Below are 15,191 nucleotides of genomic sequence, written 5' to 3'. Positions count from 1 at the left end.
CCTTCAGTCGAGGATTCGAACTGCCGTACGAGCAGCGCACGGCGTCGTGGATGCGTCCTGTCGCGGCTCCGATAACGAGCCGTCCGAACCGCTCGGATTCGCCTGCAAACGGACGCGTACAGGTGCCCCAATGGCGATCCTGTCGATTTCGTTCGCGGTGACGTCGAAGATGTCGCGGTACAGCGCCTGCTGGGTAGAGGTCGAGGTGAGCTTCATCGGGTTCCTGTCAGTCGACGGTGGCCATTTCCTGCAGATAGTCTTCACGCCAGGTCGGCGAGCCGGTCGCAAGATGCTTGTCGAGCGTGCGCTGAGCCGCGCCATCCGCGCGCAAGATCGCGAGTGCTTCTTTCGGGAACTTCGCCTGAAGCATGCGCGAGTGATCCGGCGTCACCCATAGGTAGTCACGGTTGGGAACACCTTCGCTGATCATGTCGATCTGGTCATCGGTCAGCCCGAACACGTCGCGATAGAGACGCTTGTTGTTGCGCGCATCGCGGTTTGGCAGAAAGAAGAAGTTCTGGATGTTTTCCTTCAAGATCTCGAAGTTCGGGACTCGCTCGAGTTGGCTCAGCGACTGAGTCGCCATGACGAGCGTGCCGTTCAGCCCGCGAATCGTGACGGCCCACATTTCCAGCCGCGCATAGAAGCGCGGGTACCGGAAGAAGAAACCACATTCCTCGACCTCGATGATCGTGACGCGCTTGCCATCCAGCCATTGCGAGATGCGATAGAAGGCGTAATCCATGAACAGCGCGGCGGCGACCGGATAGCTCTCGAACAGTTCGCCCATCTCGATCGCCAAGTCGTCAGAGAGCGAGAACGCATCTCCGACGTGATCGAAGAACCGACCGTTCTTCTCGCCTTTCGTCCAGATCTGAAGGCGCTCGCGCAGCTCAAGTGGCAACAGCGTGGTCAGGAACGACAGCGTCCAGTACTCCGGGCCATAGCCCTGCGCGAGCGTGACGACGCGTTCGTAGATCGTCCGCTGCTGCTGCGGGGTGCAACGGAAATCCTCGCCATCGCCCTCGATTGCCATCTGGACCCAGTCCGACACATAGGTGTAGTGCCGTGGGTCAACCAACAGCGAAAGCGGATTGACCTGCGTCGCCGCCGCGAACTTGCCGGTTGCATCGACGAACTTGCCGTCTGCGAACACGGTAGGGATGCGTGTCGAGCGATTCTTGTCGAACTTGATGCGCCGCGGAGCGAAGCGTCCGGTTTGCGAAACGAGAAAGTTGAGAAAGATCGTTTTGCCCGCGCCGATCGGGCCCACGATCAGCGTGTGAGACTTCCCGCTCGGATCGTGCAAGGTGATACGCTGCAACGTCCGGTGGCGAGTCGGGAGCAGCGTGAGCGGGCCGACCTTCTGTCCGAGCTGCTGTGTAAGCCATTGGTTGACGTCACTGCCTTCCGCGACACCACGCACCGGCGCAATGTCCGAGACCACGGGTGTCTCGACGAATTGCAACCGCTTCTGCTGATCCCACCGGCCGGGCAACGTCGAGGCCCAGGCTGCGGCGAGATTTCGCTTCTCGACCAGCACGCCGAAGCCAGCGTTGCCGATTCGGCCGACGATCTCGCGCGCGTTGTCGTCGCACTCTTCGATCGTGTCCCCGTAAACGACTACCGAGATGTTCGCGAATCCGTATTGCTGACCGTCCGCGATCAGGCGAGCGAGCGCGTTTTCTGCCTCTTCGGCCAGGATCTCGCGCCCTTTCTCGTTTTCCATGTTCTCCTTCTTCTCGTCCTTCGAGAAAAAGCTCTTCAAGATCTTCATCGGGCTAAACGCTGCGACCTTGTAGAACGCGCGCATTTTCTCGATGTACGCCTGTGCCTTGCTGGTCGACAGGAATCGAAACATGACGCACACGTCGAACTCGGCGTCGACGTCGGCGAGCACGTCGAGCGCGGCCTCCTGGAAGCCCATCCACTCTTTCACCGCGATGATCTTCGCGTACCGTGTCCCATAGGCGGACTCGAACATGATGTGTTCTGCACCGTATGTCACGAAGCTTTCCGTCAGATGCGTGTCCAGCATCGTCACGGGGTAGCGTACGCGCCGCGGTGGAACCGACGGATTGGCGGTCTGGTGGAGGAATGCCAGCGCGTTTTGCAGCTGGAGCCGCGTCATCTTGAGGCGCGCGACGCCACCCTTGAACGCGTCCAGGATGCCTTCGAAGCGCTTGATGTCCGACGCAATGCGCTCCATGTCGAACACGAATGCACTTCGCGCGAACACCATATCCTTGACGGTCTCGAGCAATGCAATCGGAACCGACTTGCCACCGACCGTGATGTGATACGCGATCTTCTCGAAGAGCTTGTTGATCCCCGTCTCGGGCGTATACGCAAGCGCGAGCGAGTGGGTGTTGCGGAAGTACTTCCCGCTGCCCACACTCTTCTGGTTGATCTCGTCAACGCGCTGATCCATCTCCGACGCGAAGCGTCCGCCGATCTCGCCCCGAACACGGCGATGCGACATGCGCCACCATGCGGTGATCCGGTGATCGAAGTTCTTGCACGCGTGGTCGAGGTTGTCGCGGGCCGCCGAGATTTCATCGGCGTTCGGACTATCCGCATCTACTCCTTCGAACGTGTACAGCGTCAACAGTGACCCGTCCTTGTCGAGAATGACTTCGGGGGTCACCATCGTCGCCCACGGGGCGATCTCCTGAATCGCCCGACGCTTCGGGTTCGCGCTCACAGCGGGAGCTCCTGATCAAAGCCGTATGGCCGTTTGAATCGCACCGCGACCCGTGCCGTAGGCAGCGGCTCGTGCACATCGGGATACCGGTTGTAGACGACCAGCACGTCTTTCCACCACGGATCGTTCGATGACAACCAACGAAGCACCCAATGCACCACGATGCCGACGACTAGATAGATCGGCGTCATGCTGCTGTAGCAAAGTAGTGCCGTTAGCGTCCCGTTCGCGATCGCGAGGCCGCGATCGGCGCCGCCCATTTGGCGCGGCAGCGAAAGCGACCGGCTAACTTTCTTCGGTTCACGCACAGGTGTAGTTGATCTTCAGCTGGTTCTTCACGAGCGGAAGCGCGCAGGAAGCGATACCGAGGCCGACGATCACGGACGAAATCATCTTCCCGATATTGCTTTCCGAGTTCGCAATGGCCACTGCACCGACGATGATCAGCACGATGCCAAGGCCGAACAGGACCGGGCCACTGACGTAGGCCTGGATCAGGCAGATGAAGTTGGCCGCGTTGCCAAGGTCCCCGAGATCGACCGCCTTCGCGGCCGGCGCGGCCAACGTCAGGAGTAGTGCGATCAGAGTCGAGAGGCGGTTGCCACGTCCGAACAAGTATTGGCTGGTATCCAGCACCTTTTTCGAGCCCAGCGAATACAACGTTTGAATGTGCTTCTTCATCGGCAAACCCCGTGTGGTTAAAAAACGCGTTCGAGGACGTAGTCCCCGTCTTTGAACCCTTTGATCGCCAGCACTTCCGACACATGGCGCAGCTCGCCAGAGCGGCGCAGGTGGACGACGTAATGGAAGCAGTCGGCGATTGCCTTGCGCATGTCGGTGAGCTCCCAGCGGCTGCCGGGCGGGATGCCCAACATCGCGAGACTCTCGAGGCGGCTCAGGCCGCCGCGCGCATCGTTCGAGTGAATCGAACCCATTCCGCCGTCGTGACCGGTGCTGAGTGCCTGGATGAAGTCGTACGCTTCCCCGCCGCGCACTTCGCCGACGATGATCCGATCGGGACGAAAGCGCAGGCAGAGCGCCACCAGAACTTGGGTCGTGACGCCCTTGTCGGGGTTCGACAGCAGGCGAACCCGGTTCGGAAGGTCGACCTTCAATTCCATCGTGTCCTCGATCGTGATGACACGCTCCTCCCGGGGAATCAGCGCGTTCAACGCATTCAGGAACGTTGTCTTCCCGGTCGACGTACCGCCGGCGACGAGAACATTGGCGCGCTGTTGGACCATCGCGGTGAATGCCTCGGCGAGCGCTTCGTCAGCGACGTCCGGTGGGAATATCGGTCGGTCGGTATCTCGCTTCGCGTGAACCCGCGAGAACGCGCCCATCCGCGCATAGTCCTTGATCGACAGATTGGTCTCGCGGTGCCGGCGAATCGCGAGTGCGTCTCCGTCGATCGCCGTCGGCTTCATCACCGTCGCGATCCGGAGGTTCTTGTGGCCGCCGTTGATAATCCCCTGGGCCGTGCCGGCTTGCGCCGACTTCTCAACCGAGGCTGCGAGCGAATGGATCGCACCCATCAGCGTCGCTGGATTGAACTCGACGTCGAGGCGACGCATCACCCCCCGCTCCTCAACCCAGATGTTGTTCGCCGAATTGATCATCACTTCGGCGACGTTCTGGTGATCGAGGTACGGTTTGATGAGCTTCAGCGATTCGAAGAACAGCTGCACAGCGTTCTCTTCGAGTCGCGCGACCTTCAGAAAGGGATTTTCGGCAATTTCAGACATGCAGCTATTGTTGAGGCTGGCACATCCGCCGATCACGCGAAAGAATGGCTAATTTGAACAGCTTTCACGGCCTCGACGAAGCGCATGGCCACGCCGTCGGCGCGCCGACTTCCACGCAACTGGTTGTGTGGGCAAACTCGAAATGCTCCAGAAAAACGTATAGCTTTCTCCCGTCTCGGACCTGTCGACTCGTGGCATGCGTTTGCAACCGACGAAAAAAAACCCGGTCACAAGGACCGGGCGTGTTTCAGGAAATAGCGAGCCATTGCAGTCGCTCAGCACACAACTTCGATTGTCTCGCCGAACGGGGCGCGCCGAGCGCGCTTGAGCGGTGTCGTCGACGCCCAAAGCACTGGGTAAGCCGGCTCTTCGGACGGAAACGTACCGACCATATCAGTCAAGTACACGAGAAACGCGGGGTCCATACCCTCGCTCTTGATCCGTCGAAACGGATCGATGAACGAGGTACCGCCACCACCTTTCAGCGGCGCCAGCTCGACCGGGTCGCCCCGCTCGAACACCTGAACCTGCGTTACGCGCTCGTCGCAATCCATCACGATCAAGCGACGCGGGCGAACCGCATCGGCAACGGCCAGGATCTCGGCCGCGAACTGCGCCTGCGTTTCATCCCAGACCGAGCCGCTGGCGTCGCGCACAAACACCGCGTCGCCCACCGCCGGCTCGTTCAGTGACGGCAGATACATCCCGAGGTGCACGTAGCGACGATTCGGCTGCGCCCACGTATAGTCGGTCGGCGCAGCGTCCTGCGCAAAGCGATGCAGAAGCGAACGCCAGTCGACGACCGCGGCGACGGATTGCTCGACAGCGGCCTGTAATCCGCCGCCGAGCTTGCCGCAGGCCTGCGCAGCCTTGGCCGCCTGCAGCACGGCCACCTTCCACTCCGCCGCTTTCGCCGCCTTGTCAGGCCCGGCATACTGCCGGACTTCACCGCACGACGCTGCCGGGCCACCCGCCTTGTCGTCGGAGGGTCCCGGCGGCTGCGAGCCGGGCGAACCTGTCGGCGTGCCCGCCTTACCTCCCGACGGCGGATCGCTTGCCTGCTTGCCACCAGGCTGCTTCGCCACTTGGCGTTTCTCATGCGAGAGGACACCGTACACCTCTTCGGCCGACATCCCCTTGAAGCGGTGATCAACGAGCGCGCCCGACGGAAGCTGCATCCCAGCAGCCTCCACCATCAGATTGACGACGTAATCGCACGCCTCGTTCCAGCCGTCGGGGTCGCGATCACCTTGTCGCCAACAGTGCCCGCCGGCGACGTGCCATACCTCATGGGCGAGCACGCCACGGACCTCCAGGTCGTTCAGGCGCTCGGCATAGGTCGGGTTGTAGCCCAGCGTCTCTCCGTCCGTCCAGAACGTCTTGCAGCTCAGGTCCTCGCGGACTTTGAGCCGTAGCGCCAAGGCGCCGATGAACGGATGGTCGAGCACCAGCGCCGTGCGCTGCTTCGCGATGCGTGAGTCCATGACGACCTCATGCAGCGGCGAGGAACGACAGGCCCGTCGCCGACTGAACCGGGATCTGGTCAGTCAGCGGCGCCGCCGGCGCGCCGCCCATGAAGGCAGCCATCAAGCCTTCGATCTCGGTCGCCTTGCTGGCAACCTGCGACCGGAGCACTCGCGACTCCTTGAGATCCGCTCCGTTGTGCGCTGCGAGATGCTGCTTCGCCTCCGTGAGTATGCGCGCGAGCTTCGGGTCGTCGCTGAAGTTCAGCTTCGGCAGCAAGTCGCACAACTCGCGCACATGGTTCGCGACGTCGAGACGGACGTTGCCGGTCGCGTACAGGCGAGACGCCATCGTCGAAACGGCCTCGTACAACCGCCCGACCAAGTCGTTATTCGCGGTCTGGATCGATGCCATCGCGTGCTCGTCGATCTCCGTGCGCAACGTCGTCAGGACATCGCTCGGCAAGTCAACGCCGAACTGGCTGGCGTCCGGGAATGGCAGCACGGACAGCTTGACGCCGAACTTGCCCTTCAGCTCGGCCAAACTCGGGTAGTCCGCCTCGTTGTACAGGGTGTTCATCTCCGCCCTAGCCTGCTCCTTCAGGTCGAGGTAGTTCGTCAGGAAGATCGACACGGCGAGATCGAACTCGTCTTTCATCGCGCGCAACCGCTCGGCCAGCTCCATATAGACCATGGTCGGCAGCAGCCGCACGCCTAGCTGGTCGTACTTCAGCGTCCGGCTGTAGTAGTGCGAGCGGATCCGATTGCCGATCGACACCACTTCGGCGTAGCTCGGCGCGTACTCCGGCAGCAGGCGCTTGTTGAAGCGCCCGATGCCGCGCGCGTGATGGCTTTTCTCGACCTCTTCGGTGACCTTCCCGTCATAGCGACGGGCAACCCACGTGGAAATCGTGACGGACGACAGCATGACCTTGGATTGCAGATCGGTAATGTTCATGAATAGCTCCAGATAAACAGAAAATGGCGAGACGAAAAAAAAGCCACGGACCGGAATCGGCCGTGGCAACAGGGAAAGGCACTACAGGGTTTGAAGGCGGCTATTCGCCGCGGATGATCTTGCCGATCTCACCGCCCTGCGCACGGATGAACGCATGATGGTTCTGCAGATCGGGCGTGCGCGCGATCGAGTCACGGACCAGCACCGCCGTGAACTCGCGTTTCCCCGTATCGGCGAGCCGGTCTGCATACTGCAGAACTCGCTCGAAGTTGCCATCGCTCGCTTTGTGCGAAAGCGCAGCAGTGAGGGCGTACAGGATGCTCGGCTCGTCCGGGATGACGCCCCGACTCGGGTCCAACAGGATCGCGTCGACCGACGGCAGAGCGCGGTAGATCGAAAGAAAGCTGATCAGCTCGGCACCGGCACCTTCGCCGACCGTCGCGCAAATTGCGTCAGGCAGCAAATCAGCCGAGACAGCCGGCATCGTTTTCGCGAGAAATCCCCACTTCCGGGGACTTGCCGACGCAACGATGTCGCGGCCACTGCGCGCCTCCCATAGCAGGTCCGGTCGGAAGCGAAGGAACGCGATCAGCTCCGGCGGAACGTTCTCCCGAACCGCCCAAGCCGTCCAGTCGTCGACCGTGGCTTCGAGTTCGACGACCGCTGCAAAACGCGAGATCAGCGGATCGAGGATCCCGGTGACGCCCGCGTTGTCGCTGCGGCGATTCGTTGCCGCGACGAACGTGACGCAGTCGGGTAACTGGTGCTCACCGATGCGCCGCGCGAGCAGCAGCTGCATCTTGGCCGCCTGCACCGCCGGCGAAGCCTGCCCGAGATCGTCGAAGAACCAGACCAGTGGACGCGCCGCCGACAGCGCCCGCTCGAGGTCGCCAAACGGCAAGAATCGGGCATGCGTGCCGTCGGCCGACGGAAACGGCAAACCCTTCGAGTCGGTCGGATCTTCGACAACCGGGTGACTGATGAGCAGGTCGTGCTCCGCCTCCTCGGTGGCAGCTTCGACGATGTCGGATTTGCCAATACCAGGCCGGCCGGTAATCAGCACCGGAAGGCGCTTCGGGATGTAGGTGGCGAGCAGCTGGGTGAGGCGTGCGGGAGAGAGTTTCATGGGGGCCTTGAATGAAAGAGCCCCACGGGAATCGCGCCCGGCAGGGACGTGACCCTGCGGGGCGATTGAAGATGCCGCGATGCGGCGATTCGACGCGTCCTGAGACGCGAGTTGATGCCTACGAACGAGCGCCGATGAGCGCTGCGGCCTGCTTCGCCGTCAGCGATGATCGCGGAACGCTCGTGGCGCGGGTCACGATCATGACGCCGTAGACGTCGGCGAGAACCCGGGCCTTGGCACAGAGAACGATCAGCTCGTCGAGCCCGGTCGGCGCCGGCGAGCGGTTGCGCCACACGTTGATTGCCACCTCGATCTCGACGATCGACACGGCATCAGGTGGCAATGGATTGGAAGTTCCAGATTGGTTCACGGGTGACCTCGGAAGTGTCGCCCCGTGAATGACGCCCGGCAGGACGAGATTCCCTGGGGCTGGAAATGGCCGCATTGTGGCGGATTCGATGCGTCGGTGACGCGGTGAGTAAAGCCAGTGTAGGAGCCGCCGTCATGCGGGCCGACCGGAAAGATCGAGAAATTCGCGCGGCTTTCAAACGATCACGTCCCGAATGACGAGAGGGGCCTTCTTGGATTTCGGCACGCGCCCGATCACCCTCATCACACGTAGGACTCGGCGATATGCATGTGACCGCGTTGAGCGGTACAGCGGTCCTCCCGATATTCGAACCGGCCGCCGTCTCGAGGGTCGGTTGAGCGGTCGCCCGAGCGGCGCCATCCGCCGGTGCCCTCTCTTGATTGCATGCGAGGATTAGTGAAACACCTATACGCCCGAGGGGCGAGTCGGAACCAATGGAAGCATTCCCGGTTTTGGTTCACCTGATGGTTGCCTCAAAACGTGCACACGGTCACGCAGGACCGTGTGCGTTTCAATTCGCAGCCTTAGTTTGGCTCGTCATCGCATGACAATGAGCCCTGGATTCCGCGACAGCTACTTGTCGAGCAAGCGTGCATGCAAACTCTCAAGTATCGACCAGCAAGGAATCGGCATCTTCACGACCTGGGTTGCTTTGCCGCCTCGTTTCACCCACGAACTAGTGACAACCCGCGACGCCTTGCGATCGATCGTGTAGTCGGCCGTGTAGATATCGCTCAGCATGCTCACAATCAGCGTCCCGTCCACACACGGGCATAAGTTGGCGACCTCGGGCCGCTTGAACTGCTTGTCGAAATCGAGATAGATCCATGAAGGATGCGCAATCTTGCCTCTCCTGCATTTGAGCATCGAGGCGTGCGTTGCGCACGCAATACCGCTCTTTCCGAACAGCCAGACATAGTGTGCATCGACGTCGATTCCGTTGTAGCTCTTCCAGCCTTCTGGGCCTTCCACGGTGAACGGCTCAGCCTGTTCCGCCACATACAACCGATTGCTGTTGCGGACCCCGCCATATGTGAGCACCGAGTTCTGTTTGCGCTGGCTGTGACCGGTCAGGGCGTCGCCGTCCGGGTCATCCGATAGAGCACTCGCAGGAACATACACGGAGCGAATTTCCGCCAGGTCGGCCCGATTAAGCTGGATGTTCAGCCGGGTGCTCTTCCCGTCTTTCCCGATCGGGTAGTAATTCACATAGCGAGCATCGTTCATCTCCCTGTTCTCGATCGCAAGCGAAACGAGCGTCTTGGGGTGCGTGCTGCCTTCAACACCGAATGCGCCATCGTTGAACGCAAGTCCGCTGACGTCGAGGTACGTCTCCGGGTTCCTCCCATCCCGGAGATCGTCGCCGATCACGGGGCCGGTGTCGGACAGGTTGCCACTAACAGAATCGAGAAGAAAGTGCGAAACGCGGGACGGATATTTCTCGACCGCCAGAAGTTCATATTTGGGAGTGAACGAGTCAACTTGGGTCTTGGGGGTATGGATGGAGAGGCTAACAAGCCAACCTGTGTTTCTTTTATAGTCCCACGCGAGGGGGGCGGCTTTGCCGTTGCCCCGGGCGACGTACAGCACGAGATCTTCCATCCAATGTCCAACGTGCACATAGAGTCCACGCTCACGCGCAACAGGCCGTACGGCCGTCACAATCCTAAGCATTTCCTTTCTATCCGCATCCCACGACTCGGGAAATGCGTTCACTATCGCCCCAAGATCGAGCACAGCGTCATGGCACCGGGCTCTGACGCGATCGGAAAGGGGACTTGTCTTGTTCGACTCCTTGGTTGCCGCCAACACCGCTTCCAGTTTTCTTCGGCTGGGCACGCAAAAGAGCATTGTATTTGCCGTCAGCAACTGGATATAGGTCTGGCACCAGAGGCCGAGCACTTCGGGCCATCCATCCTTGCTCTGGTTCGACTCCTTCTCAAGATATCCCGCCACTTTCCAGTTCGAGAAAATCGGAGTGTCGAGCTTCTCCTGATCCCTCCCAAGCCCCCAACCGAGCCCCTTCAACGCCATCAAGAATGCGTCCGCTTCGTCTTCGTTCGTGAGGGGCATGTCGAGAATTTCATTGATGCTTTTTTTTACTGTCTTCCGGAGATGGTACTTGCACGTGCTACCCGACCGCGATGTCTCCGTGTATTCCATTGCCAGGGTCAAACTCGTATCGCTGTCAATTTTCTCGATCTTGTAGGGTCTGGGCGGCGTATCGCAATCGAACGTGAGCCACTGGCCGATCTCGGTGGTCGTGCGGAAGTTCGTATCGGTGCCAACGACATCCTTTGAATTTCGCGTCAGGGACACTTTACCGGGGAGCGCGACAGCCGCCTCCCACTTATGCTCGCCATTGCATTTCGAACTCAACGACGATGCGTAGCTGCTAACGCCATGGCCGAACCCCTTGATGGACTCGATCTCCTCGTCGGTCTTGAGCTGATCCAGCATTTTCTGAATCTTGCTTTCGAGCGAGGGTTGTTGCGGCGCGAAGAAACTGAGAATCTGTGCCACAACCGAGAGCAGTGCACCGATAAATACGCCTACAGGCCCACTGGTTGCTGTCGCGGCAGTCAATATCGGGAGGACGCTCGCGCAGATGCTCATCAGCGCCGCGGAGCCCGAGACATAGTCACCCTTTTTGAACGCCTTGTCGGCTGCGTAAATGCCATTCACAAGAGCCGGAAGATTCTTCGCGATGGAATCGCTGATGTCCTTGTAGCCGGCGGACTTTTTCCCCTTTTCCACCGCCAGTGCATATTGCGCTTCGATCTGTTGTATATCGTTTTCCAAATTTACCCGGTCGACAGGATCCATGCCATCCAGCTTCAATTGCAACAGCAGGTCAATTTGCGCGCGGATTTGTTCCTCTACTGGCGTAGGCATGATTGGGTCCCCGTCTTGAATGTTGGATGTAACAGCGATGTTTGCTGCTCTTGGCCTCTGCCCCGGCAGCGGCATATATACCGCGTATGGATAATAGTCGGAAATTCTTTCAGAACCGTAATCAACCATCCGGACGCTCAATGGGTTCAAATGCCCGCCTATCAGCGCCAGTGAATATCCGAAAGTGGCCGTACGCTGGCAGTCCCACCCGTGTTTAGCCTGGAACGCGACGACGAAAAAAAACCGGCGCACGTGGCGCCGGTTGTTCGATAACGAATGGTGTAGCACCCCTCACGTCCCAAGCAGTTCGCCCTGGACGCTCAACATCGGAAGTACTTTCGCAAGGCCCTCGGCGTCCCGCTCACGCATCCGTCGCGTTCGCTCCTCGCCGACACCGTTGTGCTTCTCAACCACGTAGACGAAGTACTGCGGTTTCGCCGGCCCCGGCCATACTCGCCATTCGGCCATGATGCGGGCGCGCATCTCCGGGGAACACGCGAAATATGAGGCACGCCCCGAGCGCCAGACACGCGCGTCGTGGTCGCGCATCCGCTGCTCGCTCTTCCGGGCCCGTTCTATGCGCAACGCCTTCTCTGCATCGACGTCCGTTTCAGGTGCCGGCGCGAGCTGGTCCGCGAACAAGGGACAGTCACGCTCGAGCTTCTTCGCAATGCGCTTGTGCCGATTCAAGAAGGCCAGTTCCTTGCGACGCGTCCAGATGTAGTCCTCGTAACGGATAGTTCGATCGAAACGCATAATCCCCCCTCGATCAAGCTGCCAGCTGAGTGAGCCGCGACCGCGCATAGTCCAGCGTGCCGTTCTTCGCGTGGAGTGTCCGCCCTTCAGTCGAACCCGGCTTCGCCAACGCGTATCGCGTCGCCGCACCATGGCGAAAGCTACGGATCTCCGAGTAGCCGTCGGCGATCGCCTGGTCAACGTGCTCGACGCCCGTGATCAGCACGTTGTCGTGCGTGCGGTACCGGGCGAGGCCTGCCTGTTCCTTCGCGTCATTGGCGGTCTCTTCGGCGCGACGGTGCGCGCGGGCGGCGTCCTGCTTTGCCTCCCACTCGGCTTGTGCCGCCTCGTCATAGCCGCAGAACGCGAAGATCGCACGCCGCCGGCGCGTCGAGTTCAGGCCGCGCAATGAAACACCGAATTGCTCGCGCAATACACGCTTGCTCTGGTCGTTCCAGCCGGCCGCGTGGTCCAGGACTGACAGCAAAGCGCCAACGTTACGCGCCTCAACATCGGCGGCAAACCGGTTGGCCCCTTCGAACGTCATGCGGCCTCGCTCCAGCTTCGCCATCTCGACCTGCAGTTTGTACTGCCGCAGCGAGATCCGCCCCTTCTGCCGGTCGGCTCCGAGCCTGTCCAGCGACTTTTTCAGGACGGCGTCCCCGATCAGATCACGCAGGCGCTCGGCTACGGGCGACATCGCGAAGCCGACGTCCACCGGACGCTGGTACTGTTCGGGAAGATCCGGTTTTTCGACGAGGCCTGCGGCGAACAGCCGGTCGTCAACCTCCACGTAGGAGATACCGGCCGGCGCGGACTGCAGCGCGGCGACGATACCGGCACCGAGCTCGGCGTCGATCTGCCTTTTCTCGTGACGGTAGATCGCCACCGCGGACTGCATGACGTCGTACGGGAGCGTGTTGCGCAGAACTGGCACGTCCAGGAGAACGGGGAACCACCGCAGGTCGTACTGGAAGCGCTTAGCGTCGCCACGATAGTCCGCCAGCACCGAATCAGGAATCGGGTGATCCAGAAACAGCGCATAGGCGACATGAACCTCGTGCCGGCCGTTTACCCCGCCTGAGAGCGAGAGACGCGGCCCTTGCGACGTGAAGCCGAACAGCGCGTTTGCAACGTGGTCACAGACATCCGGCAGGTGGAAGCGCCGACCGGCGCCGCGCGCGGCCTCGACTTCAGCCTCGATCTGCTCGCCGGACAGCATCCATGCCGGCTTCGTCGCCAGCTCGAACACGAACTGGAAGACCTCCCAGCGCTTGCGCGTGACTTGCCAAGGTTGCAGTTGCCGCCCGTCCCGGCTAAACCAGCGGTTGCGGATTTCTTCGAAAAGCGAGGTGAAGATCGCTTCGGCCGTGCCAGGCTGTCGTACGGTCAAGATTCCGTTGTAGCGGAGGATCGGCATTTCGACGCCACCGCGCGTGAGCGAAATCTCGGTCGTTTCGTAGGCGGATAACGTTGCGTCGTGAAAAAACACGTGGAATACGTGTGCGAGGGTGTCGACGTGGATCGAGGCGTCAGGAGTTTTGATCGTGTACATCAGTGGTTGTCCTTGCGAAAAGGGGCAACCACCCCATCCGGGCAGTTGCCCCGGATTGGGAAAAATTGAAGGTGACTCGTCAGTCGATGTTGAGCAGGTTCGATACCACCGCGGCAACGGCCCAGCCATGGGAACGCGTCAGCGTCTTGATGCGAATGAGCGGTTGAGTTCGCCAGTGGCCGACGCCCAACGCTGCACCGAGCCAAACTGTGTCGAGACGGACGATCCACCCTTCCGACTGACCCCGCTCGATCGACACGCAGCAACGCCGCTTATTCTCGCCAGCGGCCGGCCATTTGGACCATGGCTTTCGACCAAACACGGCCTCGTTTGCATACATAGACCGATTGGCAACGAACACCCATTCCGGCTCGAGCTCCGTAGCACGAAGTGAGTCCTCGATGTATCGAGCAACCTCCTCGACCGTCTTACCTTCGAGTTCAAACGCGTCCTGCGACCGCGATACCGGCCGCTCCAGTACTTCAGACATGGAAACCCTGAAAATAAAAAGGGCCGCACCGAAAGGTGCAGCCCTTGATTGGCAGGCGGCCGCCCAGATGGGCGACCGTCAGTTCGATTTAATGCGTGTGGTGCCGCAGAGAACGACGTTGGTCGCGCTCCGCCTTACGACCGCGTTCGCATGCGACGATGCCGTAGCCGCAGAACACCAGCGTCAGAAGCAGTGCAACAGGACCGAAGTACATATTCATTCTCCGTTCATGGAATCCATGCCTACGACATAAGTTACCACACCGATTACGACCAGTGCTGCAACGTTCATCGCCGCCCAGATCGAGAACTCCGAGATGGCGTGCACGTAGCCGACCACACCGACGATCGACGAGACCGTCAGCGTATGGCAGAACCGTCCGAACTGCTGCCGCTGGTCCTTGGACCAGGACGCTCGAACAAGTCGCGCCCCCAGCCGGGACCGCGGCGTGGCGGCCGGCGGCTCTACCGAGACGACAGCAAAGCTGTCGACCGTCGATTGAATGAGCTTTGCCTCATTCCCATCCCAGGTAGCGGTGATCACCGGCGGCGACTCACTCTCATGCACGACCGCCAGGAAAGCACGGACACGGGCCGAGACATAGACCATGCCGAGTTCCGCGTCGTAGGACCCGCGATCGATGATCGAGATCCCGGAGAGTTACTCGATGCAGACGTCGACGAATTGCATCACGCCCCCTATCGCCGGTCGCCATCGAGACCATCCACGAGCTGCAGGCCACCAAGCAACGCCTGATAGCCCTCGTCCGTGTCGAGCTGCGCGAGCGGCACGACGTTGTCACCGCCGCCCGACAGGTCGCGGTGACCGCGCCGGGTGCGAAACGACACCGCGACATGCTGGCGCGATGTCGAATCCGCAACCTCGAGCATCATCCGACTGGTGCGCAGGGTGACGCGGCAGCCGCGGCCGGCCTTCGCCGGCTCGGCTACCACCTCGTGCTCACCTGCTCGCAACCGCAGATCGCGCGCAACACGATGCAGCATCCGCGTCGCATGGTGGGTCAGCGCAGCGTCGGACGCAACGCCACCCGCGCGACGGTCCGCGTACAGAACTTTCGGTACCTTGAACATCTTGCCCTCGAAATGAAAAAAGCGAGGCCCCAAACGGGAACCTCGCTATGCAGGAAGAA

General features: G+C 60.9%; 15 protein-coding genes. All 15 read right to left on the bottom strand.

What is annotated here, in order from left to right:
* Nucleotides 1–3 precede the first annotated feature (3 nt).
* The 15 genes from WS46_RS01985 to WS46_RS01915 all read right to left on the bottom strand — a co-directional run bounded on the left by WS46_RS01985 (nt 4) and on the right by WS46_RS01915 (nt 15,132).
* Entirely contained in the window at nt 4–216 is a 213-nt protein-coding gene (locus WS46_RS01985; protein WP_059534625.1) for a hypothetical protein, read from the bottom strand.
* 10 nt (nt 217–226) lie between these two features.
* Nucleotides 227–2,704 (bottom strand): VirB4 family type IV secretion system protein, encoded by a 2,478-nt coding sequence (locus WS46_RS01980; RefSeq protein ID WP_059534623.1) that lies wholly within the window; start codon nt 2,702–2,704, stop codon nt 227–229.
* Nucleotides 2,701–3,012: a VirB3 family type IV secretion system protein gene (locus tag WS46_RS01975; protein ID WP_082725241.1), complete on the bottom strand. Its 312-nt coding sequence runs from the start codon at nt 3,010–3,012 to the stop codon at nt 2,701–2,703. The genes WS46_RS01980 and WS46_RS01975 overlap by 4 nt, the downstream gene beginning before the upstream one ends.
* Nucleotides 3,005–3,385, bottom strand: coding sequence for a TrbC/VirB2 family protein (locus WS46_RS01970; RefSeq protein WP_059534619.1), 381 nt, complete (start codon nt 3,383–3,385; stop codon nt 3,005–3,007). Before WS46_RS01970 ends, WS46_RS01975 begins: the two co-directional genes overlap by 8 nt.
* Nucleotides 3,386–3,402: 17 nt before the next feature.
* Nucleotides 3,403–4,449: a CpaF family protein gene (locus WS46_RS01965; RefSeq protein WP_059534617.1), complete on the bottom strand. Its 1,047-nt coding sequence runs from the start codon at nt 4,447–4,449 to the stop codon at nt 3,403–3,405.
* Between the two features lie 275 nt (nt 4,450–4,724).
* A complete protein-coding gene (locus WS46_RS01960) occupies nt 4,725–5,933 on the bottom strand; it encodes a VWA-like domain-containing protein (protein ID WP_059534615.1) in 1,209 nt (402 codons plus the stop codon).
* A 7-nt stretch (nt 5,934–5,940) separates the two neighbouring features.
* Entirely contained in the window at nt 5,941–6,870 is a 930-nt protein-coding gene (locus tag WS46_RS01955) for a hypothetical protein (RefSeq protein WP_059689146.1), read from the bottom strand.
* A gap of 100 nt (nt 6,871–6,970) precedes the next feature.
* The gene (locus tag WS46_RS01950; RefSeq protein WP_059534611.1) at nt 6,971–7,996 is read right to left on the bottom strand and encodes an ATP-binding protein; all 1,026 of its coding nucleotides are present in this window, start codon (nt 7,994–7,996) and stop codon (nt 6,971–6,973) included.
* A gap of 118 nt (nt 7,997–8,114) precedes the next feature.
* Nucleotides 8,115–8,366 (bottom strand): DUF3717 domain-containing protein, encoded by a 252-nt coding sequence (locus WS46_RS01945; RefSeq protein WP_059534609.1) that lies wholly within the window; start codon nt 8,364–8,366, stop codon nt 8,115–8,117.
* Between the two features lie 573 nt (nt 8,367–8,939).
* A complete protein-coding gene (locus tag WS46_RS01940) occupies nt 8,940–11,261 on the bottom strand; it encodes a hypothetical protein (protein WP_059534607.1) in 2,322 nt (773 codons plus the stop codon).
* Nucleotides 11,262–11,552: 291 nt separating this feature from the next.
* On the bottom strand, nt 11,553–12,017 hold the full coding sequence (locus WS46_RS01935; protein ID WP_059689145.1) for a hypothetical protein: 465 nt from the start codon (nt 12,015–12,017) through the stop codon (nt 11,553–11,555).
* Between the two features lie 13 nt (nt 12,018–12,030).
* Nucleotides 12,031–13,551, bottom strand: a complete 1,521-nt coding sequence (locus WS46_RS01930; protein WP_059534603.1) for a hypothetical protein — start codon at nt 13,549–13,551, stop codon at nt 12,031–12,033.
* Between the two features lie 79 nt (nt 13,552–13,630).
* Nucleotides 13,631–14,041, bottom strand: coding sequence for a hypothetical protein (locus WS46_RS01925; protein ID WP_059534601.1), 411 nt, complete (start codon nt 14,039–14,041; stop codon nt 13,631–13,633).
* Between the two features lie 216 nt (nt 14,042–14,257).
* Nucleotides 14,258–14,650: a hypothetical protein gene (locus WS46_RS01920; protein ID WP_244139211.1), complete on the bottom strand. Its 393-nt coding sequence runs from the start codon at nt 14,648–14,650 to the stop codon at nt 14,258–14,260.
* 89 nt (nt 14,651–14,739) lie between these two features.
* A complete protein-coding gene (locus tag WS46_RS01915; protein ID WP_059534599.1) occupies nt 14,740–15,132 on the bottom strand; it encodes a hypothetical protein in 393 nt (130 codons plus the stop codon).
* Between the last annotated feature and the right edge of the window lie 59 nt (nt 15,133–15,191).

Source organism: Burkholderia sp. RF4-BP95 (assembly GCF_001521985.1).
GTDB classification, from domain to species: Bacteria; Pseudomonadota; Gammaproteobacteria; order Burkholderiales; family Burkholderiaceae; genus Burkholderia; species Burkholderia diffusa.
The sequence above is the reverse complement of the archived record's forward strand: the minus strand, read 5'-3'. Positions and strand labels throughout refer to the sequence as shown.

Excerpts from the sequence above, each read along its gene's own strand:
- WS46_RS01985 (WP_059534625.1), bottom strand. The coding sequence starts at position 216 with ATGAAGCTCACCTCGACCTCTACCCAGCAGGCGCTGTACCGCGACATC.
- WS46_RS01970 (WP_059534619.1), bottom strand. The coding sequence starts at position 3,385 with ATGAAGAAGCACATTCAAACGTTGTATTCGCTGGGCTCGAAAAAGGTG.
- WS46_RS01965 (WP_059534617.1), bottom strand. The coding sequence starts at position 4,449 with ATGTCTGAAATTGCCGAAAATCCCTTTCTGAAGGTCGCGCGACTCGAA.
- WS46_RS01960 (WP_059534615.1), bottom strand. The coding sequence starts at position 5,933 with ATGGACTCACGCATCGCGAAGCAGCGCACGGCGCTGGTGCTCGACCAT.
- WS46_RS01955 (WP_059689146.1), bottom strand. The coding sequence starts at position 6,870 with ATGAACATTACCGATCTGCAATCCAAGGTCATGCTGTCGTCCGTCACG.
- WS46_RS01950 (WP_059534611.1), bottom strand. The coding sequence starts at position 7,996 with ATGAAACTCTCTCCCGCACGCCTCACCCAGCTGCTCGCCACCTACATC.
- WS46_RS01940 (WP_059534607.1), bottom strand. The coding sequence starts at position 11,261 with ATGCCTACGCCAGTAGAGGAACAAATCCGCGCGCAAATTGACCTGCTG.
- WS46_RS01935 (WP_059689145.1), bottom strand. The coding sequence starts at position 12,017 with ATGCGTTTCGATCGAACTATCCGTTACGAGGACTACATCTGGACGCGT.
- WS46_RS01930 (WP_059534603.1), bottom strand. The coding sequence starts at position 13,551 with ATGTACACGATCAAAACTCCTGACGCCTCGATCCACGTCGACACCCTC.
- WS46_RS01925 (WP_059534601.1), bottom strand. The coding sequence starts at position 14,041 with ATGTCTGAAGTACTGGAGCGGCCGGTATCGCGGTCGCAGGACGCGTTT.
- WS46_RS01920 (WP_244139211.1), bottom strand. The coding sequence starts at position 14,650 with ATGGTCTATGTCTCGGCCCGTGTCCGTGCTTTCCTGGCGGTCGTGCAT.
- WS46_RS01915 (WP_059534599.1), bottom strand. The coding sequence starts at position 15,132 with ATGTTCAAGGTACCGAAAGTTCTGTACGCGGACCGTCGCGCGGGTGGC.